General features: G+C 69.4%; 22 protein-coding genes and 1 other RNA gene. 16 read left to right on the top strand and 7 right to left on the bottom strand.

What is annotated here, in order from left to right:
* Positions 1-59: 59 nt before the first annotated feature.
* Together ssrA and ACGGCP_RS05950 are read left to right on the top strand one after the other, a co-directional pair.
* Positions 60-433, top strand: a transfer-messenger RNA (tmRNA) gene (ssrA, locus tag ACGGCP_RS05955).
* Between the two features lie 128 nt (positions 434-561).
* Complete coding sequence (locus tag ACGGCP_RS05950) at positions 562-1,011, top strand: DUF2269 family protein (RefSeq protein WP_392961658.1); 450 nt, start codon at positions 562-564, stop codon at positions 1,009-1,011.
* Positions 1,012-1,036: 25 nt separating this feature from the next.
* Here the strand turns inward: ACGGCP_RS05950 and ACGGCP_RS05945 are convergent, their stop codons facing one another.
* Positions 1,037-1,621, bottom strand: a complete 585-nt coding sequence (locus ACGGCP_RS05945) for a YqgE/AlgH family protein (RefSeq protein ID WP_392961655.1) — start codon at positions 1,619-1,621, stop codon at positions 1,037-1,039.
* A gap of 290 nt (positions 1,622-1,911) precedes the next feature.
* Complete coding sequence (gene mca, locus ACGGCP_RS05940; protein WP_392962046.1) at positions 1,912-2,763, bottom strand: mycothiol conjugate amidase Mca; 852 nt, start codon at positions 2,761-2,763, stop codon at positions 1,912-1,914.
* Between the two features lie 212 nt (positions 2,764-2,975).
* Here mca and ACGGCP_RS05935 point away from each other — a divergent pair, with 212 nt between their 5' ends.
* Both ACGGCP_RS05935 and greA read left to right on the top strand, forming a co-directional pair.
* The gene (locus tag ACGGCP_RS05935; protein ID WP_392961652.1) at positions 2,976-3,434 is read left to right on the top strand and encodes a DUF4307 domain-containing protein; all 459 of its coding nucleotides are present in this window, start codon (positions 2,976-2,978) and stop codon (positions 3,432-3,434) included.
* Positions 3,435-3,571: 137 nt separating this feature from the next.
* Entirely contained in the window at positions 3,572-4,066 is a 495-nt protein-coding gene (greA, locus tag ACGGCP_RS05930) for a transcription elongation factor GreA (protein WP_392961649.1), read from the top strand.
* 100 nt (positions 4,067-4,166) lie between these two features.
* Here the strand turns inward: greA and ACGGCP_RS05925 are convergent, their stop codons facing one another.
* Positions 4,167-5,441, bottom strand: a complete 1,275-nt coding sequence (locus ACGGCP_RS05925; RefSeq protein WP_392961646.1) for an ABC transporter ATP-binding protein — start codon at positions 5,439-5,441, stop codon at positions 4,167-4,169.
* Positions 5,442-5,792: 351 nt separating this feature from the next.
* Here ACGGCP_RS05925 and ilvA point away from each other — a divergent pair, with 351 nt between their 5' ends.
* From ilvA to ACGGCP_RS05900, 5 genes are all read left to right on the top strand, one after another.
* Complete coding sequence (gene ilvA, locus ACGGCP_RS05920) at positions 5,793-7,007, top strand: threonine ammonia-lyase (RefSeq protein WP_392961643.1); 1,215 nt, start codon at positions 5,793-5,795, stop codon at positions 7,005-7,007.
* Positions 7,008-7,010: 3 nt separating this feature from the next.
* Positions 7,011-7,700, top strand: coding sequence for a uracil-DNA glycosylase (locus tag ACGGCP_RS05915; protein WP_392961641.1), 690 nt, complete (start codon positions 7,011-7,013; stop codon positions 7,698-7,700).
* Positions 7,701-7,723: 23 nt separating this feature from the next.
* Positions 7,724-7,948: a hypothetical protein gene (locus tag ACGGCP_RS05910; RefSeq protein WP_392961638.1), complete on the top strand. Its 225-nt coding sequence runs from the start codon at positions 7,724-7,726 to the stop codon at positions 7,946-7,948.
* Between the two features lie 9 nt (positions 7,949-7,957).
* A complete protein-coding gene (locus tag ACGGCP_RS05905) occupies positions 7,958-8,239 on the top strand; it encodes a hypothetical protein (RefSeq protein WP_392961635.1) in 282 nt (93 codons plus the stop codon).
* A 431-nt stretch (positions 8,240-8,670) separates the two neighbouring features.
* Positions 8,671-9,438: an alpha/beta hydrolase gene (locus ACGGCP_RS05900; RefSeq protein ID WP_392962044.1), complete on the top strand. Its 768-nt coding sequence runs from the start codon at positions 8,671-8,673 to the stop codon at positions 9,436-9,438.
* 376 nt (positions 9,439-9,814) lie between these two features.
* Here ACGGCP_RS05900 and ACGGCP_RS05895 read toward each other — a convergent pair whose 3' ends face one another.
* Positions 9,815-11,122: a protein kinase gene (locus tag ACGGCP_RS05895; protein ID WP_392961632.1), complete on the bottom strand. Its 1,308-nt coding sequence runs from the start codon at positions 11,120-11,122 to the stop codon at positions 9,815-9,817.
* Between the two features lie 340 nt (positions 11,123-11,462).
* Here ACGGCP_RS05895 and chvE point away from each other — a divergent pair, with 340 nt between their 5' ends.
* The 3 genes from chvE to mmsB all read left to right on the top strand — a co-directional run bounded on the left by chvE (position 11,463) and on the right by mmsB (position 15,528).
* Positions 11,463-12,545, top strand: coding sequence for a multiple monosaccharide ABC transporter substrate-binding protein (gene chvE / locus ACGGCP_RS05890; protein ID WP_392961629.1), 1,083 nt, complete (start codon positions 11,463-11,465; stop codon positions 12,543-12,545).
* 101 nt (positions 12,546-12,646) lie between these two features.
* Complete coding sequence (gene mmsA / locus ACGGCP_RS05885) at positions 12,647-14,200, top strand: multiple monosaccharide ABC transporter ATP-binding protein (RefSeq protein WP_392961626.1); 1,554 nt, start codon at positions 12,647-12,649, stop codon at positions 14,198-14,200.
* Complete coding sequence (mmsB, locus tag ACGGCP_RS05880; protein WP_392961623.1) at positions 14,197-15,528, top strand: multiple monosaccharide ABC transporter permease; 1,332 nt, start codon at positions 14,197-14,199, stop codon at positions 15,526-15,528. Before mmsA ends, mmsB begins: the two co-directional genes overlap by 4 nt.
* A gap of 357 nt (positions 15,529-15,885) precedes the next feature.
* Here the strand turns inward: mmsB and ACGGCP_RS05875 are convergent, their stop codons facing one another.
* The 3 genes from ACGGCP_RS05875 to mce form a co-directional block, all read right to left on the bottom strand.
* Positions 15,886-17,706 (bottom strand): DivIVA domain-containing protein, encoded by a 1,821-nt coding sequence (locus tag ACGGCP_RS05875; RefSeq protein WP_392961620.1) that lies wholly within the window; start codon positions 17,704-17,706, stop codon positions 15,886-15,888.
* 174 nt (positions 17,707-17,880) lie between these two features.
* Positions 17,881-19,080, bottom strand: a complete 1,200-nt coding sequence (locus ACGGCP_RS05870) for a cell division protein DivIVA (protein ID WP_392961617.1) — start codon at positions 19,078-19,080, stop codon at positions 17,881-17,883.
* Between the two features lie 215 nt (positions 19,081-19,295).
* Positions 19,296-19,724: a methylmalonyl-CoA epimerase gene (gene mce / locus ACGGCP_RS05865; protein WP_392961614.1), complete on the bottom strand. Its 429-nt coding sequence runs from the start codon at positions 19,722-19,724 to the stop codon at positions 19,296-19,298.
* A gap of 176 nt (positions 19,725-19,900) precedes the next feature.
* On the opposite strand from mce, the gene tnpB reads away from it, so the two are divergent.
* The 4 genes from tnpB (at position 19,901) to ACGGCP_RS05845 (ending at position 26,202) form a co-directional block, all read left to right on the top strand.
* The gene (gene tnpB / locus ACGGCP_RS05860) at positions 19,901-21,370 is read left to right on the top strand and encodes an IS607 family element RNA-guided endonuclease TnpB (protein WP_392961611.1); all 1,470 of its coding nucleotides are present in this window, start codon (positions 19,901-19,903) and stop codon (positions 21,368-21,370) included.
* Between the two features lie 90 nt (positions 21,371-21,460).
* Positions 21,461-22,621 carry an acetyl-CoA C-acyltransferase gene (locus ACGGCP_RS05855; protein WP_392961608.1) on the top strand — a complete coding sequence of 387 codons (1,161 nt, stop codon included), beginning with the start codon at positions 21,461-21,463 and terminating at the stop codon, positions 22,619-22,621.
* A complete protein-coding gene (gene meaB / locus ACGGCP_RS05850) occupies positions 22,621-23,541 on the top strand; it encodes a methylmalonyl Co-A mutase-associated GTPase MeaB (RefSeq protein WP_392961605.1) in 921 nt (306 codons plus the stop codon). The genes ACGGCP_RS05855 and meaB overlap by 1 nt, the downstream gene beginning before the upstream one ends.
* A 39-nt stretch (positions 23,542-23,580) precedes the next feature.
* Entirely contained in the window at positions 23,581-26,202 is a 2,622-nt protein-coding gene (locus tag ACGGCP_RS05845) for a valine--tRNA ligase (protein WP_392962041.1), read from the top strand.
* Positions 26,203-26,207: the final 5 nt, after the last annotated feature.

Raw genomic sequence — 26,207 nt, 5'->3', positions numbered from 1 at the left:
CTGGGTTAGAATTCCACAGCACAACTGAACAGGGTGAAACACTCACTCACCAAAGTCACGGGGCTGATCGGTTTCGACTCCGTATGTTGAGGTGAGGGAAGCGGGTCGAGGAAGCCAACGCTGTCTCGTAAACCAACGTTGGAAACCAATAAGTGCCAACGCAAAACGCACTGACTTCGCTCTCGCTGCCTAAGCGACCGTGAAGTTGCCGCTCCAGAGGCGCATCCGCTCTGGGATCGCGGCATCATTTAAGGATGCTGGGCCGACGTCTTGATCGCTGGGACGGAAGGCCGAGATCTTCGGCGATTAGAGCCCGCCACACCGTCTCGTCCGCGTGATCGGTGGGGCTCGATAAAAGGCACAGCGGACTGCACCCGGAGAAGTCTCACAGATGCAGCGGAGGACCAGGGTTCGATTCCCTGCAGCTCCACAGCCATAAGGCCGGGCCCGGACGCGAGAGCGTCCGGGCCCGGCTTCTTCGTGCGCACTGTCGGGGTGCCCGGCCGCGTGCCGGGCACGGTTCGGCGACACTCCTGGGTGGTTTGTCCGTAAGATCACAATATGCACACTCTGTTGTCGGTCATGCACGTACTGTTGGCGGTCGTGTTCGTGGGCCCGGCGATGCTCATGCCGTGGCTGGGGGAGCGGGCGCTGCGCGAGCGAGACGGCGACCGCGTGCACCGCGCCGGGCGGCGCTGCATGGCGTTCAACGCGCTCACGCTGGTCGCGGCCCTGTTCGGAGTGCTGACGATGATGACGAGCGAGCGGTACTCGTTCGCCGACCCGTGGGTCATCATCGCCTCGACGCTCTACGCCGTCGCGGTGGTCAACGGCATGGCCGTCGTCCCCGGGGTGCTCGCGCGCATCGGCAAGGAGCTCCAGGACGCCCACGGCACCATGGACGGCGAGCTGCTCGAACAGCACCGCGGCAGGCTGCTGGCGCTCTCGGGGCTCAACCTCGTCTTCTACGGCGTGGTCGTGATCCTCATGGCCTGGCGGCCCGGAGGCTGAGCCGGTGCATCGCGCAGGGGTCCGGCTAGTTCATGACGGGGTCGGCGGGGAAGTGCGCCACCGCGGAGAGCAGGCCGCCCTGGCGCTTCCACACCATGCCCCACAGCTCCTCGGGGTTGGCCGAGAACGGGTCCGCCGGGAGTGCGTCGAACACCATCCACGCGCCCGCGTCGATCTCGTCCTCCAGCTGCCCCGGCGCCCATCCGGCGTAGCCGGTGAAGACCCGCATGCCCTCCAGGAGCGGCGCGACCTCGTCGGGGTCGCGGGCGAGGTCGAGCGTGCCGAGGCGCCCGAGCACGGGCCGGAACGCGTCGTTGAAGGGCGCGTCGGCCTTCCGCCAGCCCAGTCCGATCGCCGCGTCCGGCTGCACCGGGCCGCCCTCGAAGAGGACGGCGGGATGCCCCGCGAGGTCGGCCCACTGGTCGAGGTAGTGGACGACCTTCCGCTCGGTGGCCCGGTTCAGGACCACCCCGAGCACCCCGTCGGACTCGTGCCCGACGCCGATGACGACCGTGCGGTCGAAGTTGGGGTCCTGCAGTGTAGGCGTGGCGACGAGGAGACTGCCGACGAACGACTTGGTGCGCGCCGGTGTTGTTTCGCGACTGACCATGGGTCCACCTCCGTTCTGCGCCCGCCTCCGCGAATCCGTCCCGGGCTCGGGTTCGGCCCGGTCCTCCCGGCACGGTAACCCGCGGGGGCGCGCTTGCAGCAAGGTTCCCGCACTTTCCGAGGAAATACACCGTGGTGTCGGGAGCCCGACAGTTGTTTCCTCACTGAGGGTGCACGGGACCCGACGATGCGGCGCCGAGGCGGTAACGACAGCGTCGGGATTCATCGCAAGTGGAGAGAACGGCCCCAGGAGTTCCCTGGGGCCGTTGGCGTTCAGCGGTGCCGGTGGTGCTAGCGGAGTCCGGCGAAGAGGTCGTCCTCGGGCAGGCGCGACTCGATGCGCGACTCGACGAGCTCGTAGTCCTCGGTGGGCCAAGCCTTCTGCTGGAGCTCGCGCGGCACGGCGAACCAGAACCCGTCAGGGTCGACCTGGGTCGCGTGGGCCTTCAGGGCCTCGTCGCGGATGTCGAAGTACTCGGCGCACTGGACGCGGGTCGTCACGCGCTCGCTCTTGTCGCGGGTCCAGTCGCCGGCGTCCATCCAGTCCTTGTACGGCGACTCCAGCCCGGCGTCGAGCATCGCGTAGTGCAGGGCCTCGATGCGCGCCTTGCCGAACGAGTGGCTGTAGTACAGCTTGAGCGGCTGCCACGGCTCGCCCAGGCCCGGGTACCGCTCGGGGTCCCCGGCGGCGGCGAAGGCCGCCACGGAGACCTCGTGGGTCTTGACGTGGTCGGGGTGCGGGTAGCCGCCCTCCTCGTCGTACGTGGTGACCACGTGCGGCTTGAAGGAGCGCATGACCTCCACGAGCGGCGCGGCGGCCTCCTCGGTGGGCACGAGGTAGAACGCGTCCTCGGGCAGCTCGGTCCCGGAGTCGGGCAGCCAGCCGTCCGGGAGCCCGGAGTCGGTGAAGCCCAGCCAGTGCTGCTCCACGCCCAGGATCTCGCGGGCGCGGGCCATCTCCTCGCTGCGGATGCGCGGCAGGTTCTCCTGGACCTCGGGGCGGTCCATCTTCGGGTTGAGCACGTCGCCGCGCTCGCCGCCCGTGCACGTGACGACGAGGACCTCGATGCCCTCGCGCACGTAGCGGGCCATCATGCCGGCGCCCTTGCTCGACTCGTCGTCGGGGTGGGCGTGCACGCACATGAGGCGCAGCTTGCTCTGGTTCGTCACGTCGGTCAACCTCACTGGCGGGTGCTTCTAGTGGTAAGGCTCGGCGCACTGGAACCGACTCGCGCACTGCGGTAGTTGTCGGCTCTGGCATTCTGTGCAACGATACTCGATAATCATTACTTCCCGGTTCTGCGAAGAACCCGGCTCGAGCGGTGAAACCGCTGATCGCGAAGGAAAGCGACGCAATGACTGAGATGCAGACCACGGACGGGCGTGTGCCGGCCGTGCCTGCTGCAACCTTGGCCGACGTCACCTTTCCCGAAGGCCGCTACGGTCGCCGCCGCGAACCTCGGCGCCGCCGCCCCGCGGTGACCGCGGCCCTCACGACAGCGGTCGTCCTCGCGGGCCTCTTCGCCGCCTGGCGCCTCTCGGAGATCTACGGCCAGAACGAGGTCTCCGAACGCCTCCTCGGCTTCGACGACTCCGTCCCCGGACAGGTCACCGTCGAGTTCGAGGTCTACAAGCCCGCCGGGGAAGGCGCTACCTGCGCCGTCCGCTCCCGCGACCTCGCGGGCGCCGAGATCGGGTACGCCGAAGTCGAGATCCCGGCGGACGATGCCACCCATGTCGAGATGTCGTACCCGCTCGCGGTGGAGGGCGTGCCCAACACCGGCGAGGTCCTGAGGTGTTGGCAGACGGACTGACTATTGACTTTCGGCCCGTCGCACCGCGTTTCGGTCGGCGGGCCTTTCGCTATCCGGGGGCGCTCCCCCGGACGGCACGGACACCCAGAGGCAGGACCTCGCAGTACGGATCGCACTATTCGGAGGATATGGATCACATGGCTACCGACGCTAACCAGGGCACTTGGCTCACGCAAGAGGCCTACGACCGCCTCAAGGCCGAGCTGGACGAGCTCATCGCCAACCGTCCCGCCATGGCCGCCGAGATCAACGCCCGCCGCGAAGAGGGCGACCTCAAGGAGAACGGCGGCTACCACGCGGCCCGCGACGAGCAGGGCAAGCAGGAGGGCCGCATCCGCCAGCTCGAAGACCTGCTGCGCAACGCGAAGGTCGGCGAGGCGAAGGACAGCGACGAGATCCAGATCGGGACCGTCGTGACCATCGCCTTCGACGGCGACCCCGACGACACCGAGAAGTTCCTCCTCGGCTCCCGCGAGATCGCGGCCACCACCGACCTCACCGTCTACAGCCCCGACTCCGCGCTGGGCGCGGCCATCCTCGGGCACAAGGTCGGCGACACCGTCGCCTACAAGACCCCCAAGGACACCGAGATCTCGGTGAAGATCATCGACGCCGAGAAGTTCTTGGGCTGATTTGCGGCTCGCGAGCATCGCCGAGACCGGATAACGGCAGACGACGCTGCGGGCCCCTCATCGAGGGACCCGCGGCGTTCGCGTTCGTCGAGGGCCTGTCCTAGGCGCGGGCCGACCAGCCGACGTCGATCCGCTTGCCGTACTTGTCGAAGTAGTGCAGCGCGTCCATGTGCACGGCCACCGTGATCGGCTGCCCGGCCGAGACCGGGATGTGCGGAGGCAGCCGGAACACCAGGTCCGCGGGCTTGCGGATCGGGCCCGTGTCGGTCTCGCGTTGCTCGACCTGCTGCTGCCCGAACCCGGAGAACAGGCCGCCCAGGCGGCGGCGCGGCTTCGAGCCGCCGCGCGCCAGGTCCGGCTTGTCGCCGATGCCGTCCGGCACCACCGCCGTCGCGCCGATGTCGAGGAACACGAGCGTCTCGTGGCCGTGGTGCTCGTAGAACCGCACGCGGCCTTGGATCGACTGGCCCGGGTGCCCGTCGGCGACCGGCGCCAGCGCCTCGGCCCGCATCCCGACCACGATCGTCTCCCCGTGGTAGCGGGCCACGGCCCTGCCCCGCAGGTCGTGCCACGGCAGCCGCAGCTCCTGCTCGCCGAAGTCGAGGGCCACATAGCGGTCGAGGTAGACGTTCACGCGCGCCTCGAGGAGGTTCATGCGCGGCGTCCCGAGGAACGCGGCCACGTACATCGTCGCCGGGCGCTCGTAGACCTCGTCCGGGGTGCCGACGTCCTGCAGGACGCCCTTGCGCATCACGGCGACGCGGTCGGCCATCGTCAGCGCCTCGGTCTGGTCGTGCGTGACGTACAGCGTCGTCGCGTCGTGGCGGCGCACGAGCGAGGAGATCTCGGTGCGCAGCTCGGCGCGCAGGCCGACGTCGAGGTTCGACAGCGGCTCGTCCATGAGGAACAGCTTGGGGCGGCGCACGAGCGCGCGGCCCATGGCGACGCGCTGCTGCTGGCCGCCGGAGAGCTGGTTCGGCTTGCGGTCCTTGAGGTCCGAGATGCCCAAGGCGCTGGCCATGTCGCCGACGGCCTCGGGGACGGACTGGGCGCCGTTGTTCTTGCCGAGCTTGAGGGGGAAGCCGATGTTGTCGGCGACGGACATGTGCGGGTAGAGCGCGAAGGTCTGGAAGATCATGGCCGCGTTGCGGTCGCGCGGCGGCAGGTCGTTCGCGTACTCGCCGTCGAGGAGGATCTCGCCGTCGGAGGGGGTCTCGAGTCCGGCGACCATGCGGAGCACTGTGGACTTGCCGCAGCCGGACGGGCCGAGCAGGACGAGGAACTCGCCGTGGTTGACCTCCATGCTCAAGGAGTCCACGGCGAGGGTTTCGCCGGGGAACACCTTCGAGACGTTCTTCAGCGTGACAGCAGTCACCGTTGACTCCAGGGGTTCTCAAGGGGATGGATTGCTGGGAGATGAGGCGTTCGTGCGGGCGGGCGTCGGCGAAGCATGACTCGCAGGCTTCTTCCTGGTTAAGGATTGACGCTTCGTAGCTTAAGCCTTCCTTATTCGGGGGGTAACGCCGGTCACCCGCTGTTGCGGGAGGTGAACACCGGTTCACACTAGGTGCGACCTGCGGTTTCAATACGATCCTCGATCGGCCAGGGCGGTTCAAGGACGGCATATCGGTCGAGAGTAACCGCTTTCAGGAATTCATAGGGGCCCGCGCGCCCGCCCGCGAACGGGTTCCCGGGGACGCGGCGGGCAGGGCACTACGATCGAGGCGTGACGCAACTCGTGACACTTGACGACGTCCGCGCCGCGGCGAAAGAACTCGCCGGGATCGCTCGACGCACCCCCCTCGAACCCTCCCGCGACCCCGTCCTCGACGGCGTCCACCTCAAATGCGAGAACCTGCAGCGCGCCGGGTCCTTCAAGATCCGCGGCGCCTACATGCGCGTCTCCCGCCTCACCGAAGCCGAACGCGCCCTCGGCGTCGTCGCCGCCTCCGCGGGCAACCACGCCCAGGGCGTCGCCCTCGCCGCCTCCACCCTCGGCATCCGCTCCACCGTCTTCATGCCCGAGTCCGCGCCCCTTCCGAAAGTGGCCGCCACCAAGGGATACGGCGCCGAAGTCATCCTCGGCGGCCACACCGTCGACGACGCCCTCGAACGCGCCCACAAGTTCGCCGCCGACACCGGCGCCACCCTCATCCACCCCTTCGACCACCGCGACATCGTCGCCGGACAGGGCACCATCGCCCTCGAGATCCTCGAACAGCTCCCCGAGACCGGCACCATCGTCACCTCCGTCGGCGGCGGCGGGCTCATCGCCGGCATCGCGGCCGCCGCGAAGCAGCTCAAGCCCGGCATCCGCATCATCGGCGTCCAAGCCGAAGGCGCCGCCGCCTACCCGCACTCCCTCGCCGCCGGGCGGCCCGTGCGCCTCGACAAGATGAACACCATCGCCGACGGCATCAAGGTCGGCCGCCCCGGCGACGTCCCCTTCGCGCACGTCGCCAGCCTCGTCGACGAGATCGTCACCGTCACCGAAGAGGACATCAGCCGCGCGCTCCTGTCCCTCCTCGAACGCAACAAGCTCGTCGTCGAACCCGCCGGAGCCACCGCCTACGCCGCGCTCCTGAACTACTCCGTCGACTACGAGCCCCCCACGGTCGCCGTCATCTCCGGCGGCAACATCGACCCGCTCCTGCTCATGCGCCTCATCGAACACGGCCTCGGCGCCTCCGGCCGCTTCATGCGCGCCAACCTCCGCTGCGCCGACCGCCCCGGCGCCCTCGCCTCGATCCTCCAGCTCGTCGGCGCCTACGGCGGCAACATCGTCGACGTCTACCACCAGCGCAGCGACCCGCGCCTGTCCGTCGGCGAAGTCGCCGTCGACCTCTCGATCGAGACGCGCGGATCCGAACACGCGACCGAAATCGTTGCGGCCCTGCGCGACGCGGGGTATTTCGTGTCGGTGGAGGGACCTAGCATCTGAGTCATGCAGAAATCTCTTGATGAACTGATGGAGCCCGGCTGGGCCAAGGCCCTCGCCCCCGTCGCCGACGACGTCGCCAAGATGGGCGAGTTCCTCCGCGCCGAAGTCGCCGCCGGACGCACCTACCTGCCCGCCGCCGAGCACATCCTGCGCGCCTTCCAGCAGCCGTTCGACGACGTCAAGGTCATCATCGTCGGCCAGGACCCCTACCCCACCCCCGGCCACGCCATCGGCCTCTCCTTCGCCGTCGCCCCCGACGTGCGCCCCCTCCCCAAGAGCCTGGTCAACATCTTCAACGAGTACCGCGACGACCTCGGCTTCCCGCTCCCCGCCAACGGCGACCTCACCCCCTGGGCCGAACAGGGCGTCCTGCTCCTCAACCGCTCCCTCAGCGTCGCCCCCGGCACGCCCGCCTCCCACCGCGGCAAAGGCTGGGAATCGGTCACCGAGCAGGCCATCCGCGCCCTCGCCGAGCGCGGCGGCGCATCCGTCGCGATCCTCTGGGGCGCCGACGCGCGCAAGCTCAAAGACCTCCTCGGGCCCATCCCGTCCATCGAATCGGCCCACCCGTCCCCGCTGAGCGCCCGCCGCGGCTTCTTCGGCTCCAAGCCGTTCAGCCGCGCCAACGCCCTCCTCGCCGAGCAGGGCGGTGAGCCGGTCGACTGGCGGCTTCCGGCGCTGCAGGAAGCCTGAGCCCCGCGGGATACGGTTGAACCGTGATCGAGATCCTCGCGCAGCAAGAGTTCGGGCCGGAGCGCGACCAGGCCATGGCCGGACCGCTCGGGCTGTTCGTGACCGTGTTCCTCGTCGTCGTGACGATCTTCCTCATCCGGGGGATGAACAAGCACGTCCGGCGGCTCAACGAGCGGGTCGCGCGCGAAGCCGCCGAAGCCGAGGCCGCGGCGCACGACGCGGGGCGAGACGACCCCGCCCGCGCTTAAGGCCCGACCGTGCCGCGCAAGAACCGCCGCCAGCACGAGCCCCGGCGGCCGACGACCGGCGCCCAGGACCCGAGCCTGATCGACGGCCCGGACGGACCCGTGCGGGTGCGCCGCATCCCCGGCGCCAGCGCCGAGAAGGTGTACCGCTGCCCCGGCTGCGACCTGGAGATCCAGCCGGGCACGCCGCACGTCGTCGCGTGGGCAGACGACGGCGACGGCGACGACCGCCGCCACTGGCACACCGGCTGCTGGAACGCCAGGAGCCGCCGCCAGCCGGGCCGCTGGCGCTGAGCGACAACCGAACACGCTGAGGGGCGGAGCCGAACGGCACCGCCCCTCAACGCGCGGACGACGCCGACTTGCGCCCGCCGCGTCGGCGTCGCTGCCCGCCGGGCGCTCGGCGACGCAGCCCCTCAACGCGCCGACACCCCAACGACACCGGTTTGCGCCTGCCGCGTCGGCGTCGCTCCCCGCCGCGGACTCGGCGACTCCGCTCGCAACGCCCGAGTCCGCCGCCGACCCCGCCACCGAACGGCCTGCCGCGGCTTGCCCACCTTCCGTTCCCCGCTGCCCGCTGCCCGCGGCACAGCGCTCGCGCCCCCGCCCGCTGAGTCCCGGCCCCGCCGTCCCCGTCCCGCTGCTGCCAGGTGCGCCACACGCGGTGGTGCGGATCGGCCTCCGGCGGGGATAATTCCGGCGTGGCTGTCATCAGATCCGCGAGCATGCTCCCCGCCAGACGCGAGGCGCTCACGCTCGAAACCGCCGACGGGCTCGAACTCGTCGGCGAACTCGCCCTGCCCGCCGACCGCGAGCCCGAGGCGACCCTCATCTGCGTCCACCCGCTGCCCACCCACGGCGGCATGATGGACTCGCACATCTTCCGCAAGGCCGCCTGGCGGCTCCCCGCGCTGGCGAACATGGCGGTGCTGCGGTTCAACACGCGCGGCACCGAGTCCCAGCAGGGCACGAGCCAGGGCGCGTTCGACCACGGCGTGGGCGAGCGCTACGACGTGGCCGCCGCCGTCGAGTACGCGGAGTTCGCCGAACTGCCGCGCGTGTGGCTGCTCGGCTGGTCTTTCGGCACCGACCTCACCCTCAAATACGGCCTGGAGCCGGGAGTCGAAGGGGCCGTGCTCCTCTCGCCGCCCCTGCGGTACTCCAAAGAGGACGATTTGGCTCGCTGGGCCGAGGACGGTCGCCCGCTGCTGGCGCTCATCCCCGAGCAGGACGACTACCTCCAGTACCCGGAGGCGAAGCAGCGCTTCGCGGCGGTGCCGCAGGCCGAGGTCGTCGAGATCCCAAACGGCAGCCACCTGTGGGTCGGCAAGGCCGAAGAGGCCCTCGACCGCATCGTGGGCCGCATCCTCCCCGAGCACGCGCCGCTCCCGATCACTTGGGACGGACCAATGGAGCGCGGCGACACCTCCGCCTACGCGAACAAGACCGTCGCCGCCTTCGGCGGCTTCCTGCCGAAGCCCGAACGCGACTGAGCCCGAACGCGACTGGGTCCGAACGCGACTGGGTCGGAACCCGACTGAGTCCGAACGCGGCCGAACCGCCGCCCACCACGACCGCAGCCGCCTGATCCCGCTTTGCTGAAGCGGACTTCAGGCGGCTTAAGCGTGGCTTCAGCTTCGCCCTCCCATCATGGAGCCACGCCGGAAGGACCGGCGAAGACCAGGAGGCGAAGCAGATGGCGGCCCAGACTGAACCATGTATCCCGACCCGCGCGATCGCAAGGCGCTCCACGGCAACATGTTCCGGGGCCGGCACGATCGGTCGCTCAGCACCGCGTTCCGGCGCCCGCTTTCGCAATGGGCGCAGCGCATGCGGGTTCCGCAGGCGCGACCCCGGCGGTGTCCCGGCTCAGGCGCATTCGAGGAAGTCGGCGATGGCGTCCGGCATCGCAGTGTCGGCGCAGTCGGTGACGGCGACGAGGTTCTCGCCCTCGATGCGCCAGACCCTGCGCTCGGTCGCGCCTTCGCCGTCGCCTCCGGAGCCGCCCGGGTAGTCCACAGTGGCGGCCACGTAGTCGCCTTCCTCGGCACACCAGCTGTCGACGATCCGGCCGTCTTCCAGCTGCTCGTCGATGCGGCCGCCGAGCGCGGCCGGATCGGAGCAGACGGTGCCGGAGCTCTCGGGGTTGGTGGCCGCGTAGGTCGCGAGCGCGGCGCCGCCGAGGAGGGCGCCCGTGAGGGCCACTCCCGCGGTGGCGGTGGCGATCGAACGCAGGCGTGGTCGCAGGCCGACCCGCTCGCGGCCGGGCCGGTAGGGCGCGAGTTCGGTGGAGACCGCGACGGTGACAGGGCGCAGACCGCGCCGGGGGAGGAGCCCGGCGGCGACGCTGTCGGGCCGCGGGCTCTGGGCCTTCGGGCCCGTGAGCTGGAGGCGGGTGAGCTGTTCGCGGAAGGCGTCGGCCGTGGGCCGGCGGCGGGGGTCGGGGCTGAGGGCCGCGCCGATCGTGTCGGTGAGTTCTGAGTCCACGCCGGGGATGTGCGGCACGGGGGCGGCGCGCAGCAGCGGGTCGGCGGCGTCTTCGCGGGCGTGCCGTACCCAGGGGAGCCTGCCGCCCAAGGCGGCGTAGAGGGCCGTGGCGAGGGCGTAGACGTCTCCGGAGGGGCTCGCGGCCACCTCTCCAGCGACGGCGGCGTCGAGGTGCTCAGGGGCGGTGTAGGGGGTGGGGGGGAGGGGGGCAGCAAGGACGGGGGCGGTGACGTCGTAGGCGGTGAGCTGGAGGTGGTGCCCCGAGCCGACGAGGATGTGGGAGGGCTGGATGGCGCCGTGGATGAGCCCGGCGCGGTGGTAGACGGCGACGGCGTCGCTCAGGGCCACGCCGAGGGCGCGCACCTGCCCGGAGGGCATGGGCCCCTGGTCGGCGAGGAGGTCGGCGAGGCTGCGGCGGGCGGTGCCCACCGCGAGGTAGGGGCGTCCGTTCTCGGTGAGGCCGACGGCCGTGCAGGGGGACAGGTGGGGGTGGGCGGGGAGGCCGGTGAGCTTCGCGGCCCATTCGAGGAACACCTCGCGTCGGGAGCCGTCGACGCGCTCATGGGCGACGGTGATGCACAGCAGATCGGTGGGGCCTGTAGCGACGGTGCCGCTGAAGACGCTGCACACCGCGTCCCGGTGCAGTAAACGGTGCACGGCGGCGGGTCCGATGGTCTGGGTGGTCGACATCCTCACCTCCTCCGGGGGGTCAGCTGTTCGGTGTCGTGATTTGGCACTAAATGTGAGGCTATCCCATCCGATCGGTCGAGTGGTAGTCGGCCGTAGGGATGTGGCACGATCGGGTGAGGAGATAGATACGTACAGTCATTTTCGTTGAGACGGCGCGGGTTCGATGTGCCGCGAGGGAGTCGAGTGTCGGAATTCGTCGAGGTTGGAAAGCAACGATTCGGACACGAGACGCATCCGCTGTTGACGGTTGTGGAAAAACGTTGAACTATCGAATCCGTCTTGACCCCAGGGCGACGTCGGTCGTGCACCGAAGCGCCCGGTACGAAGGAGTACTAAGCAGATGAACGTCAATCGACGACACCTGATGACCGGCACCATCGGCGCGGCTGCGGTCGCCATGGTCGCCTCCGCCTGCGCCTCTGAAGACGGCGGCGGGGACGGCTCGGGCAAGAAGGTCGGCATCGCGATGCCCACCAAGACCTCCGAGCGCTGGATCCTGGACGGCAACAACCTGAAGGAATCGTTCGAGGAGGCGGGCTACGAGGTCACCCTCCAGTACTCGAACGACGTCGCCGCCGACCAGGTCAGCGCCATCGAGACCATGGTCGGCCAGAACGTGAACGTGCTGGTCATCGCCGCGATCGACAACAAGTCGCTCAGCGGCGTCCTCGCCCAGGCCAAGGGCCAGGACATCACGGTCATCGCCTACGACCGCCTCATCCTGGACACGCCGGACGTGGACTACTACGCCTCGTTCGACAACACCAAGGTCGGTACCCTGCAGGGCACCTACATCGTCGAGGCCCTCGACCTCGCCAACGCGGCCGGCCCGTTCAACATCGAGCTCTTCGCCGGCGCGTTGACCGATAACAACACCAAGTACTTCTTCGACGGCGCCTGGGCGGTCCTCGAGCCCTACGTCACCGAGGGCAAGCTCGTCGTGAAGTCCGGCCAGACCACGCTCGAGCAGATCGCGACCGAGAACTGGGACGGCGCCGTCGCCCAGGAGCGCATGGACAACATCCTGTCCAACTTCTACAACGACGGCTCCAAGGTCGACGTCGTGCTCGCGCCCTACGACGGCATCAGCCGCGGCATCGTCGCCTCGCTCCAGGGCGCCGGCTACACCACGATGCCCGTGATCACCGGCCAGGACGCCGAGGTCGAGTCGGTCAAGTACATCATCGAGGGCCTGCAGTCGATGACCGTCTACAAGGACACCCGCGAGCTGGCCGCCACCACCGTTGACATGGTCGTCGCCGTCCTGGACGGCAAGGAGCCCGAGGTCAACGACACCGAGACCTACGACAACGGCAACAAGGTCGTCCCGGCCTACCTGCTCGAGCCGGTCAGCGTCGACGTGAACAACTACCAGGAAGTCGTCGTCGACTCCGGCTACATCGAAGCCGAAGAACTGGCCTAGCCCGCCACCGCAAGACTCTTCTCTCAGGGACGCCCTGCCCGCCATGGGCGTCCCTGAACCTCTCCCCAGAGCTGTCCATTCTTTTCAAATAGGACGAAGCAATGTCTGAAGACATCCTCCGAATGCGGGGGATCACCAAGCGGTTCCCGGGCGTGCTCGCACTGTCCGGGGTCGAGTTGGGGGTCAAGCGGGCCACGATCCACGCGCTCGTCGGCGAGAACGGCGCCGGCAAGTCGACGCTGATGAAGATCCTGTCGGGCGTCTACGCCTACGGCGACTTCGACGGCGAGATCGAGTTCGACGGCACGCCCGCCCAGTTCAAGAACATCCGAGACTCCGAATCCGCCGGCGTCGTGATCATCCACCAGGAGCTCGCGCTCGTCGGTGAGCTCTCGATCGCCGAGAACATCTTCCTCGGCAACGAGCGCAAGTCCGGCGGCATCATCTCGTGGGACCGCACCAACACCGAGGCCGCCCGCCTCATGCAGAAGGTCGGCCTCCACGACAATCCGGCGACGCTGGTCGAGAAGATCGGCGTCGGCAAGCAGCAGCTCGTCGAGATCGCCAAGGCCCTGTCCAAGGACGTCAAGCTCCTGATCCTGGACGAGCCGACCGCCGCGCTCAACGACTCGGACTCCGAGAACCTCCTGGAGCTGCTCCGCCAGCTCCGCGAGGAAGGCGTCACCAGCATCATCATCTCCCACAAGCTGGGCGAGGTGCTGTCGGTCGCCGACAACATCACCGTGCTGCGCGACGGCAAGTCCATCGAGACGCTGCGGACCGAGCAGGACAACGTCACCGAGGACCGGCTCATCAAGTCCATGGTCGGCCGCGACCTCGAGCACCTGTACCCGCCGCACGAGCCGCAGATCGGCAAGGTCTTCTTCGAGATCAACGACTGGACGGTCTACCACCCGGAGCAGCGCGACAGGGTTATCGTCAACAACGCGAGCATCAACGTCGCCCGCGGCGAGATCGTCGGCCTGGCCGGCCTCATGGGCGCCGGGCGCACCGAGTTCGCGATGAGCGTCTTCGGCCGCTCCTGGGGCTCGAACATCTCCGGCGAGGCCGTCATGGACGGCAAGCGGCTCCACCTGCGCAACGTCCCCGAGGCCATCGAATCCGGTCTGGCGTACGCCACCGAGGACCGCAAGCACTACGGCCTGCACCTCGAATACGACCTGCGGGAGAACTTCACCCTCCCCGGGCTCGACCGGCTCTCCAAGCGCGGCATCGTCGACCAGGACAAGGTCAACGCGGTCTCGGAGCGCCTGCGCACCGAGTTCGGCGTCAAGGCGCCGTCGGTCTACTCGCTCGCCGGAAACCTCTCCGGCGGCAACCAGCAGAAGGTCGTGCTCGGGAAGTGGGTCTTCACCGAACCCGAGCTGCTCATCCTCGACGAGCCGACGCGAGGCATCGACGTCGGCGCGAAGTACGAGATCTACGAGCTGATCCACAAGCTGGTCGACCAGGGCAAGGGAGTTCTCATGATCTCCTCCGAACTGCCCGAGCTGCTCGGCATGTGCGACCGCATCTACGCGATGAGCGCCGGGCACATCACCGGTCAGGTCGACCGGGCCAATGCCACACAGGAAGAGCTGATGCGTCTCATGACCCTTGAGACGGCCAGCGGGGGAGAAGAGCAACGCCAATGACCACCGTCCCGACCAAAACCCGGCCGAGCCTGATCTCGGCGCTGCGCAACATCAACCTGCGCGCCTACGGCATGATCATCGCCCTCGTGCTGATCATGATCCTGTTCCAGGTCCTCAACGTGACGCTGCAGAACGAAAACTTCATCACGCCGCTGAACATCACGAACGTGATCCTGCAGAACTCGTACATCCTCATCCTCGCGATCGGGATGATGCTGGTCATCGTCAACGGCCACATCGACCTGTCGGTCGGCTCGGTGCTCGCGTTCTGCGGCGCCATGTCGGCGATCGCGCTCTCGGACTGGGGCTGGCCCTGGTACGTCGCGGTGCTCTTCGCCGTGGCCCTCGGCGCCGCGATCGGCGTCTGGCAGGCGTTCTGGATCGCCTACGTGCGCATCCCGGCGTTCATCGTGACCCTCGCGGGCATGCTCATCTTCCGCGGCCTGACCCTCAAGGTCCTGGACGCGGAGACCAAGGGCACCACCGGCACCTTCAACGAGCTCGCCTCCGGTTACTCGTTCATGGACGTCGACCTGCGGATCCCGACCCTCGTGGTGGGCATCCTCGGCGCGGCCCTGTTCGTGTTCTTCTCGGCCCGCAGCCGCTCCCGCCAGCTGAAGGCCGGCATCGCCGCGTCCTCGCAGACGGCGTGGCTGGTCAAGACGGTGGCGATCGCCGCGGTCATGCTCGCCGCCGCGTACACGTTCTACTCGTACAAGGGCCTGCCGATCATCGGCTGGATCCTGCTGGGCCTGGTCCTGCTGTTCACGTTCATCGCGAACCGCACCGTGTTCGGCCGCCACGTCTACGCGGGCGGCGGGAACGAGAAGGCCGCGATGCTCTCGGGCGTGAAGACCAAGCAGACCACGTTCTTCGTGTTCGTGATCATGGGCGCGCTCGCGGGCCTCGCGGGCGTCATCGTGACCGCCCGCCTGCACGCGGCGACCCCGGGCGCCGGCAACGCGTTCGAGCTCGACGCCATCGCCGCGTCGTTCATCGGCGGCGCGTCGGTCACCGGCGGCGTCGGCACCATCATCGGCGCCGTCATCGGCGGTCTGGTGATGGGCGTCCTGCGCCAGGGCATGCAGGTCCTCGGCATCGCGACCGACACGGTCCAGATCATCCTGGGCCTGGTCGTGCTCGCCGCGGTCCTGTTCGACGTGTGGAACAAGAAGCGCGCCACCGGCGGCGGCCTCATGCCGCCGATCGTCGGCACCACGCCGGGCGGTTCCGGCGGTGCGAAGGCGAAGGCCAAGGAGGGCATCGACAAGGAGTCCACCACGGCCGGCACGCTCAACGCGACCGAAGACGGCAAGCCGATCTCGTAGTCGGACGAAGTCGACGAGGGCCCGCGGCGCGCAAGCGCTGCGGGCCCTTTCACGTACGGCCATCCACAAACCCCCACCCTCCCGAGAGGGGAAAGGAACCCTAGCGCCGATCGTCCCCGCCGGGTACGACAAAAACGGGGCCCGGCAGCGTCGATGTCACCCGAACGTGTCAGGTAGGAGGGTTGCGGGGCCGCGGGTTGCGAGGCCCGGGTTGTGGGTTGCGGGGCCCGCGCCGCGGGTTGCAGGTTGCGGGCCGCGGGGCCCGGGTCGCGGGTCGCGGGGGCGCGCAGCAGGTTCCAGGCAGTGGATGCGATGAGGGCCCGGTGCATCAGCACCGGGCCCTCTCGCGTCGACTGCTTAGGACGAGACCTTCTCGGCCGCCTCGCTCGTCTGCTTGCCGTTGCCCTGGGGGCGCTTGCGGCCGTTGGCGGCGGGCTTGTTCACCGCCGTGTCCGCGGGCGCCTCCTGCGCGGCCTGCTCGGCCGCCTTGGCGGGCTCCTCCGCGCGGCCCGCGCGGGCCTCTTCGACGAGCTTCTTCGCCTGGGCCCGGGCCGTCGCCAGGATCGCCTCGGAGTCGCGCCGCGCGGTCTGCTTGGCGGTCTTCGACAGCTCCTCGGCGCGGCGCTTCGCGTTCTCGGCCTTCTTCTCGGCCTCGGACACGTACTGGTCGCGCTCGGAGCGGACCTGCTCGGCCTCCAGCCCGGCCTCCTCGAGGATCCGGGCGGCCTCGGCCTTGGCCTCGGCCAGCAGCCGCTCGCGCTCAGCCTCGATCTCGGCCAGCTGGGCACGGGCCCGCTCGACCTCGGCCTCAGCCTCGACCTTCGCCTTGTCGGCGTTCTCGCGCAGCTTCGTGGCCTCGGCGGCCGCTTCCGCGGTGACCCGCTCGGCCTCGGCGGCCGCCTGCTCGCGCACGCGCTTGACCTCGGCGGCGGTCTCCTCGTTCAGCTTGCGGGCCGCGACCTCGGCCGCCTCGCGCTCCTTGCGGGACGCGTCGGCCGCCTCCTCGCGCAGGCGCTGGGTCTCGCGCTCGGTCTCCTCGGCGAGCCGCAGCGCGCTGGCCTCGGCGGCCTCGCGCTCCAGGCGCGCCGCCTCCTCGGCCTCGGCGGCGAGCTTCGCGACCTTCTCGTCGGTCTCGGCCGTGAGGCGCTGCGCCTCGGCCTCGGCCTCCTCCAGGCGCCGCTGGGCGTCCAGGCGGAGCCGCTTGGCCTCGTCGGCGGCCTCGGTGCGCGTCAGAGTCGCGTTGTCGGCGGCCTCGGCCCGCACCCGCGTGGCCTCGTTCTCGGCGTCGGTGCGGACGGTCTGCGCGAAGGTCTCGGTCTCCTGCTTGAACTTCTCGAGGTTCTCGACGGCCTCGGTGCGCAGGTCCCGCAGCTCGGCCTCGTGCTCGGCGCGCTTGCGCTCGGCCTCGGCCTCGGCTTCGGCGGCGATGCGGTCGGCCTTCTCGCGGGCCTCGGCGATCGCCTGCTCCGACGCGAGGGCGGCGTCGTCCTTGAGCTGCTGGGCCTCGGCGCGGAGGCGTTCGACGTGAGCGACCAGCTGCCGGGTCTGCTCGTCAGCGGCGGCGCGCTTGTTCTCGGCGTCCTGCTCGGCCTCGGCCACGAGGGCGGCTGCGCGCTCCTTCGCCTGGTCCACCATGGCCTGCGCCTCGCGGGCCCGCTTGTTGATCTCGGCGTCGATGATCGCGCGCCGGTCGGCCTCGGCCTTCTCGGCGGCGGCCCGCCGGGCCTTCAGCGTGGTCTCGAAGTCCTTGCGGGCCTGCTCGATCTGCGCCTCGGCCTCGCGGAGGCGGTTGTCCGCGTGGTGGTGCAGGTGCTGGGTCTGCGCGTGCGCGTTGGCCTTGATCTCCTCGGCCTGCTCCTCGGCGAGGGTCAGCATGTGCTCGATGCGCACGCCGAGATGCCGGTAGGAGGCCTTGTCGCCAGCCGCGCTGCGCCGCCTGAGCTCCTGGATCTGGGCCTGGAGCTGCTGGATCTGGATCACCAGCCGGTCGATCTGCGCGACCGCCTCCGCCCGTTCACCGGCGAGGGTGTCCATCTGGAGCTGCATCTGCTGCAGGAACCGCTTGACCTGTCCCTTGTCGTATCCGCGCAAGGCGGTCTCGAACTCGTACTCGACGGGTCCACCCTCGTTGAATCCGGTCAGCAGTTCCGAGTCGTCCAGTCTGTCTTCACGCGCCATACCCTCATCCTCACGTAAGCCGCGTCCCGCCATATCCGGCAAGGGACCGGATGTGACGGGACGCGGCCGAAGCTGTGGTTCCTCCACCGTCGACCAACGCCTGCGATCATTCTTCACTGTCGCAGACTTCGACGGTAACGCGGATTCGCCAGGTTTACTTGTCGTCCTGTTTTTCTACTTGTCGTCGCCCTGCTGCCCAAGGGCACCGCCGAGGGCGCCGCTGACCAGACCGCTGAGGTTCCGCAGGGTCTCCTGCACCTGGTCCCGCTTCGCGGTGAGCTCGGCCACCTTGGTCTCGGCGTCCGTCGTGACGCGCTCGGCGTCCGACTTGGCGTCGGCGAGGAGCCGCTCGGCCTCGGACTTGGCGTCCGCGACGAGCTTCTGCGCGTCCTTCTTGGCCTTGCTGGTGGTCTCCTGCGCGTAGTTGTCGGCCTCGGAGCGCTTCTCCTCGCCGCGGGTCTCCGCGGCCTTGGCGCGCTCTTCGGCGTCGCGGGCGCGGTTCTCGGCGTCGGAGACGAGCTTCTGGGTCTCGGCGACCGCGCGGGTGTGGCGGTCCGACTCCTCGCGCTCGGCCTTCTCCTTGCGCTCGGCCAGCTCGAGGTCGAGGGCCTGGAGGTCCTTGTCGCGCTTCTCCTTCGCCTCGGCGAAGAGCTTCGCGGCCTCGGCGCGCTTCTCCTCCGCCTCGCGGGCGGCCTTGGCGCGCAGCTGGGTGATCTCGCGGTCGGCCGTGGCGCGGAGGGTCGCGACCTCGCGCTCGACGGACGCCTTGAGCTCGGCGACCTCGTGACCGGTAGCGGTGCGCAGCTGCTTGGTCTCGCGCTCGGCGTCGGCGCGGAGGGTCTCGCATTCGCGGCGGGCGTTGGTGCGCAGCTCGGCGACCTCGCGCTCGACCTGCGTGCGCAGGGTGTTGGCCTCGCGCTCGGCGTTCTGCTTCAGGGAGCCGGCCTCGCCGCGGGCGGCGTCGGTGATCTCGCGGGACTCGAGGCGGGCGGCCGAGAGGATGCCCTCGGTCTCGCGCTTGGCCTCGGCGCGGTGCTCGTTGGCCTGCTCCTCGGCGAGCCGCAGGATCTGCTCGACTCGGGTGCCGAGCCCGGAGAGCGTCGGGCGCGTGTTCTCCTCGAGCTGCTTCTGCTGCTCGGCGAGGCGCTGCTCGAGACCCTGGATGCGCTGCTCGGCCTGGCGCAGACGACGCTGGGCGTCCGTCATCCGCTGCTCGGCCTCGGTGCGCTGCGACTCGGTCTGCTTCAGCTTGCCGAGGTTCTTCTGGATGAACTCATCCACCTGGTGCCGGTCGTAACCCCGCAGCTGGACGGGGAATTCCGGCACCGATTGGTCGTTGTCGAAAAAGGTACTGCTGGAGGGCTGCTGCGACATGGACCAATACTTGCAGACGCGACTGGGAATGTCGACAGCAAGGTCAGGGGTTTGTGGGCGTCGAACCACTCGCAACACTAGCCGCAAATCGGGCGAAATCCTTGAAACGACACGGAACCCGTGCGCGGTGAAGTTTCGGTGTCCTCCAGGTGTCACCCGAATGGCGTCATGTATCCGACAGTGATCGGGGCGCGACGGTCTGACCTGCAAGGGCCCTATGCGGGTTGGACGAGTTCAACGAGGACGCCCCCGGCGTCGCGCGGGTGCACGAAGTTGATCTTGGAGCCCGCGGTGCCTTGGCGTGCTTCGTCGTACAGCAGTCGGCATCCCTTTGCCCGCAGTGCCGCGGCCGCCGCCTCCACGTCCTCGACGGTGAACGCGAGCTGCTGGAGGCCCGGCCCCTTCGAGCCGATGAACTTCGCGATCGGCGAGGCGTCCCCGATCGGCGCGAGCAGCTGCACCTGCGCGCCGCCCTCGGGCCACGCGACCATCGCCTCGACGACCCCCTGCGCCTCGTTGACCTCGCGGTGCACTTCGGCCCCGCCGAGCGTCCCGACGTAGAGCTCCAGGGCGCTGTCCAGGTCCGGGACTGCGATCCCGACGTGATCGATGCGCCGCAGGCCGATTCCCTCAGTGAACGTCATCGCCCGTTCCTCGCTTTCCGTCGTGTCACCCCGCCACCGCACGGCTCGCGGAGTCTGATGCGTGAGCGTCACGGTAGTGAATAAAAATCCTTGAACGTCACCCGTATGGGGTATTGAACCTTGATGGGGTACGAGGGAGCCTTGAATATTAGTACGGACGAACTGTTATCGATCGAATGTATACATCAATGGGGTGGTGCGTGGCGCGGCGGCGATTTGAAGCACGACCCGGCTGTGTGTTGCAGGCGTATCGGTTTGCGCTCGATCCAAATGCGGGTCAGGAGGGGTCGCTTCGGTCGCATTGCGGTGCTTCGCGTGTGGCCTTCAACTGGGCGGTGTCATGGGTGCTCGCGGCATGGCATCAGCGGGCGGCAGAAGCCACATATGGCGTGGCCGAGGGCGATCGGACCGAGTGGCGGTCGTGGTCGCTTCCGGCTCTGCGGAAGGCCTTCAACGCCGCGAAGCGCGCCGATCCCCGCTTGTCGTGGTGGGTTGAGAACTCGAAGGAGGCTTACAACACGGGGCTCGCCGCTGCTGCTGCCGCGTTCGACAACTATGCGAAGTCCAAGCGCGGTGAGCGCAAGGGCCGGCGGATGGGTGTGCCGCGGCGGAGGTCGAAGCGCGGAGCGCGACTGTCGTGCCGGTTCACGACCGGGGCGATCCGGGTCGAGTCCGACCGCCGTCATGTCACCTTGCCTCGTCTGGGCAAGATCCGGGTTCATGAGAACACCGCGAAGCTCCAGCGGCGCTTGTCGAACGGAAAAGCCCGGATTCTGTCGGCCACGGTCAGTTTTACGGGGGGCCGGTGGTTCGTGGCCTTTCAGGTCGAGGTCGAGCGTGCACAGGACAGCCCGCGCCGCCCGGCGGCGACGGTCGGGATCGACCTCGGTGTCAAGCATCTGGCTGTCACCGCCGAAGCAGATGGGACCACTGCCTTCATCGCGAATCCGCGTCATCTGGATGCGGCTTTGCAGCATCTGCGCAATGTCTCGCGGCGGGTCTCGCGCCGTCAAGGGCCGGACCGTCGGACCGGGCAGGTGCCGTCGCGGCGGTGGTTGAAGGCGAATGCCGAGCGGAACAAGGTTCACCATCGAGTGGTGAACCTTCGAGAAGACACCATCCACCGGTTCACGACTGGGATCGCGAGTGAGTACGGGACCGTGGTGGTCGAGGACCTGAATGTGGCCGGGTTGCTTCGCAACCGGCGGTTGGCGCGGCGGATCGCCGATGCCTCGTTCGGGGAGATCCGCCGCCAGTTGGCGTACAAGACCGCTTGGGGCGGTGGAGAACTGGTCGTGGCGGATCGGTGGATGCCCTCGTCGAAGACCTGCTCGGGATGCGGTGCGGTGAAAGCCAAGCTGCCGTTGCATGCCCGGGTCTATGCATGCGGCAGTTGTGGCCTGGTCCTGGACCGGGATGCGAATGCCGCGCGCAATCTCGCCGCTCTCGTGGCGGCGTGTTCGACTGGTACCGGAGTGGCCGGAGACCAGGCAGCGGAAGCTGCGAAACCTCGCCGAGCCGACCATAAGACCCGCACCACCGCAGGCAGCGCTGCTGCCCGCGGGCGGGCTGGTGGCGCAACACCCGCACCGCGGGACAGAAACGAGGACCGTCCAATCGCCTGTAACCAGCCCCGGCTGCTGTAGACGAGCGACGGACCTTCCCGACCGAAAGATCGGGATTGCTGAAACTTGACTACAGTTTCAGTAACGGTATAGACCAACGGAGGTCCTCCCATGAACGACGACAAAACCGTCATTCTCGCCAGCGCCCGGACACCCATCGGGCGATTCAACGGCGCGCTCGCCGACGTCCCCGCCACCGATCTGGCCGGGACCGCGATCCGGGCGGCACTCGAACGGGCCGGCGTGGCCCCCGCACAGGTGGACCAGGTCATCCTCGGGCAGGTCCTGCCCGCGGGCTGCGGCCAGAACCCCGCCCGGCAGGCCGCCGTCGCGGCCGGGCTGCCCATGAGCGTCCCGTCCCTGTCCGTCAACAAGGTCTGCCTCTCGGGCCTCACCGCGATCGGCCTCGCCGACTCCCTCCTCAAGGGCGGCGCGGCGGACGTGGTCGTCGCCGGGGGCATGGAGTCGATGAGCCGCGCCCCGCACCTGCTGCCGGGTTCGCGCCGCGGCTTCAAGTACGGCGAGGCGGTGCTCCTGGACCACCTCGCGTACGACGGCCTCACCGACGCCTACGACGGCATCTCGATGGGCGAGTCCACCGAGCGCCACCTGAAGGGCCGCTCGATCACCCGCGCCGACCAGGACGCGTTCGCCGCGTACTCGCACCAGCGGGCCGCGAAGGCCGCCGAGCGGCTCGCCGAGGAGATCACCTCCGTGGAGACCCGCAAGGGCCTCGTGGACGCCGACGAGGGCGTCCGTCCCGGCTCCACTGCGGAGGGCCTCGCGCAGCTGCGCCCGGCGTTCACCGAGAACGGCACCATCACCGCCGCCACGGCCTCGCAGATCTCCGACGGCGCGTCCGCGCTCGTCCTGTGCCGGAAGTCGACCGCCGTCGCGAACGGCTGGTCCTGGACCGCCGAGATCCTGGCGTACGCCACGGTTGCGGGGCCCGACAACTCGCTGCTCGACCAGCCCGCGAACGCGATCGCCAAGGCCCTGGACGCGGCCGGTGTCGCGGCATCGGACCTCGACGTGGTCGAGATGAACGAGGCGTTCGCGGCCGTCGTGCTCGCCTCGGCCGAGACGCTCGGCGTCGACCTGGAGAAGGTCAACCCCGACGGCGGCGCGATCGCGCTCGGGCACCCGATCGGCGCTTCCGGGGCGCGTCTCGCGCAGACCCTCGCCCGCCAGCTCGGCCCGGGGATGCTCGGCGCGGCGGGCCTGTGCGGCGGCGGCGGCCAGGGCGACGCGATCGTCCTCAAGGGAGCCTGATGCAGGTCCCCGACCTGGTGGCGGCGGCCCGTGCGGGAGACCGCCGGGCCACCGCCCGCCTCATCACGGCCGTCGAGAACGGCACCCCCGACGCCCCCGAGGTCTCGCGCCTGGTCCACGGCGGTGACGCCACGGTCGTGGGCGTCACCGGCTCGCCCGGGGTCGGCAAGTCCACGCTCGTCTCCGCGTTGATCGGCGCGTGGCGCGAGCAGGGCCTGCGCGTCGGCGTTCTCGCCGTGGACCCGTCGAGCCCGTTCAGCGGCGGCGCGATCCTCGGCGACCGCGTGCGCATGGCCGACCACGCCCTCGACGACGGCGTCTACATCCGCTCGATCGCGACCCGCGGCCACCTCGGCGGGCTCGCGGCCACCACCGGAGCTGCCGTGCGCGTCCTCGAAGGGCTCGGCTTCGACGTGGTCATCGTCGAGACCGTCGGCGTCGGCCAGGCCGAGGTCGAGATCGCGGCGCTCGCGGACACGACGCTGCTGCTGCTCGCGCCCGGCATGGGCGACGGCATCCAGGCCGTCAAGGCCGGTGTCGTGGAGATCGCGGACGTCTACGTGGTCAACAAGGCCGACCGGCCCGGCGCCGACGGCACCGTGCGGGACCTGCGCGCGCTCATGAGCCTCGTCCGCCGCGAGCCCGGCGAGTGGCGCCAGCCGATCTGCACCACCGTCGCCTCCGAGGCGAAGGGGATCGACGAGCTCGTCGCCTCCATCGGCAAGCACCGCGACTGGCTCGCGGGCGGCGACCACCTCGCCGAGCACCGCCGCCGCCGCGCCGCCGCCGAGATCCGCGCCCGCGTCGACGCCGAGCTGCGCCGCCGGTACGCGGTCCCCGAGGCCCTGGCCGAACAGGTCGCGAACGGCGAGACGGATGTGGCCACAGCCGCCGGAAGGGTTCTGGGCGACACCGCGTAAACCGCTTCGCGCGCGTGCGCCCGGGCTCCTTACACTTGACTGGTGACAGATGCAGCGAAGAAGACACCGGACATGGAAACCCAGCTCTCGAAGACGTACGCGCCCGTAGAGGTAGAGGCGCGACGCTACGAGAAGTGGGTAGCCGACGGTCGCTTCAAGGCTGACGAGAACTCCGACCGCGACCCTTACGCGATCGTGATCCCGCCGCCGAACGTGACGGGCCAGCTGCACCTGGGCCACGCGCTCGACCACACGCTCATCGACACCCTCGTGCGCCGCGAGCGCATGCGCGGCAAGGAGGCGCTGTTCCTGCCGGGCACCGACCACGCCGGCATCTCGACCCAGAACGTGGTGGAGCGCCAGCTCGCCGACAAGGAGGGCCTGTCCCGCCACGACCTGGGCCGCGACGCGTTCGTGGACAAGGTGTGGGAGTGGAAGGACATCTACCACGAGCGCATCTCCTCCCAGATGAAGAAGATCGGCGACGGCGTCGACTGGGACCGCGAGCGGTTCACCCTCGACGAGGGACTGTCGAACGCCGTGCAGACGATGTTCAAGAAGATGTACGACGACGGCATGATCTACCGCGCTGAGCGCATCATCAACTGGTGCCCGCGCTGCATGACCGCGCTCTCGGACATCGAGGTGGAGCACCAGGACGACGCGGGCGAGCTCGTGTCGATGCGCTACGGCGACGGGGACGACGCGATCGTGGTCGCCACGACCCGTCTGGAGACGATGCTCGGCGACACCGCCGTGGCCGTCCACCCCGACGACGAGCGCTACCAGCACCTGCTCGGCACCACTGTGGAGGTGCCGTTCACGGGCCGCCGCATCCCGATCGTGGCCGACGCGCACGTCGACCCCGAGTTCGGGACCGGCGCCGTGAAGGTCACCCCGGCGCACGACCCGAACGACTTCGCGATCGGCCAGCGCCACGGCCTGGAGTCGATCCTCATCATGGACGAGCGCGGCGTGATCACCGCGCACGGCCCGTTCCAGGGGCTCGACCGGTTCGAGGCCCGCTCGGCGATCGCCGCCGCGCTGCGCGCCGAGGGCCGCATCGTGGCCGAGAAGCGCCCGTACATGCACGCGGTCGGGCACTGCGAGCGCTGCGACACCACGGTGGAGCCGCGGCTGTCGAAGCAGTGGTTCGTGAAGGTGGAGCGCCTGGCGAAGTCGGCCGGGGACGCGGTGCGCAGCGGCGAGACGAAGATCTACCCGCCGGAGATGGAGAAGCGGTTCTTCTCGTGGGTGGACAACCTGCTCGACTGGTGCATCTCGCGCCAGCTGTGGTGGGGCCACCGCATCCCGATCTGGTACGGCCCCGATGGGGAGGAGATCTGCGTGGGCCCGGGCGAGGAAGCGCCCGAGGGCTACACGCAGGACCAGGACGTGCTCGACACGTGGTTCTCGTCGGGCCTGTGGCCGTTCTCGACGTTCGGCTGGCCCGAGGACACGAAGGCGCTGGAGAAGTTCTATCCGACCTCGGTGCTCGTGACCGGCTGGGACATCATCTTCTTCTGGGTGGTTCGGATGATGATGTTCGGCACCTACGCGATGGGCAAGGCGCCCTTCAAGGAGGTGTTCCTGCACGGCCTGCTGCGGGACAAGAACGGCAAGAAGATGTCGAAGTCCTCGGGGAACGGCATCGACCCGCTCGAGGTGGTGGACCAGTACGGCGCGGACGCGCTGCGGTTCATGCTCGCGCGGGACGCGAACCCGGGCGCCGACGCGATCGCGTCGATCGAGCTCGCCGAGATCTCCCGGAACTTCTGCAACAAGCTGTGGAACGGCACCCGGTTCGCGCTCATGAGCGGCGCGACCGTGGAAGGCGAACTGCCGCGGGACCTGTCGCTGATCGACCGGTGGGTGCTGTCGCGCCTGTCGAAGACGGTCGCGGCGACCGACGCGTACCTGGAGCAGTACGAGTTCGCGAAGGCGATGGACGTGCTGTACCACTTCGCGTGGGACGACGTGTTCGACGTGTACCTGGAGCTGACGAAGCCGGTGCTCGCCGCGGGCGGGCAGCAGGCCGAGGACACCCGCCGGGTGCTGGGGCACGTGTTCGACCAGCTGCTGCGGCTGCTGCACCCGGTGATCCCGTTCGTCACGGAGGAGCTGTGGCTCACCTTGACCGGCGGGGAGGAGCGGGGCGACTCGCTCACGGTGGCCGCCTGGCCGACGCCGTCCGGTGTGGACGAGGAGGCCGAGCGTCTCGTGGCCGCGATGCAGCACGTGGTCGTCGAAGTGCGCCGCTTCCGCTCGGACCAGGGCGTGAAGCCCAGCCAGCGGGTGGCCGCGCGCATCTCGGGTCTCGACGCGGCGGGCTTGGCCGACCAGGAGTGGCTGATCCGCTCGTTCGTGAAGCTCGACGCCGAGCCGGAGGGCTTCGCGCCGACCGCTGAACTCGCGGTGTCCGACCAGGTCACCGTCGCGCTCGACACGTCGGGCACGATCGACGTCGCGGCCGAGCGGGCCCGTCTCGACAAGGCCCTCAAGGCCGCCGAGAAGGAGCTGGCCGGGACGGTGGGGAAGCTCGGCAACGAGGCGTTCCTGTCGAAGGCGCCCGACGCCGTGGTCGACAAGATCAAGGCGCGCAAGGCGACCGCCGAGGCCGACATCGCGCGCATCACGGCGCAGCTCGAACGACTGGCGTAGTACGG

Origin of the sequence: Glycomyces sp. NPDC048151 (assembly GCF_043202775.1) — a bacterium.
GTDB lineage: Bacteria > Actinomycetota > Actinomycetes > Mycobacteriales > Micromonosporaceae > Glycomyces.
The sequence above is the reverse complement of the archived record's forward strand: the minus strand, read 5'-3'. Positions and strand labels throughout refer to the sequence as shown.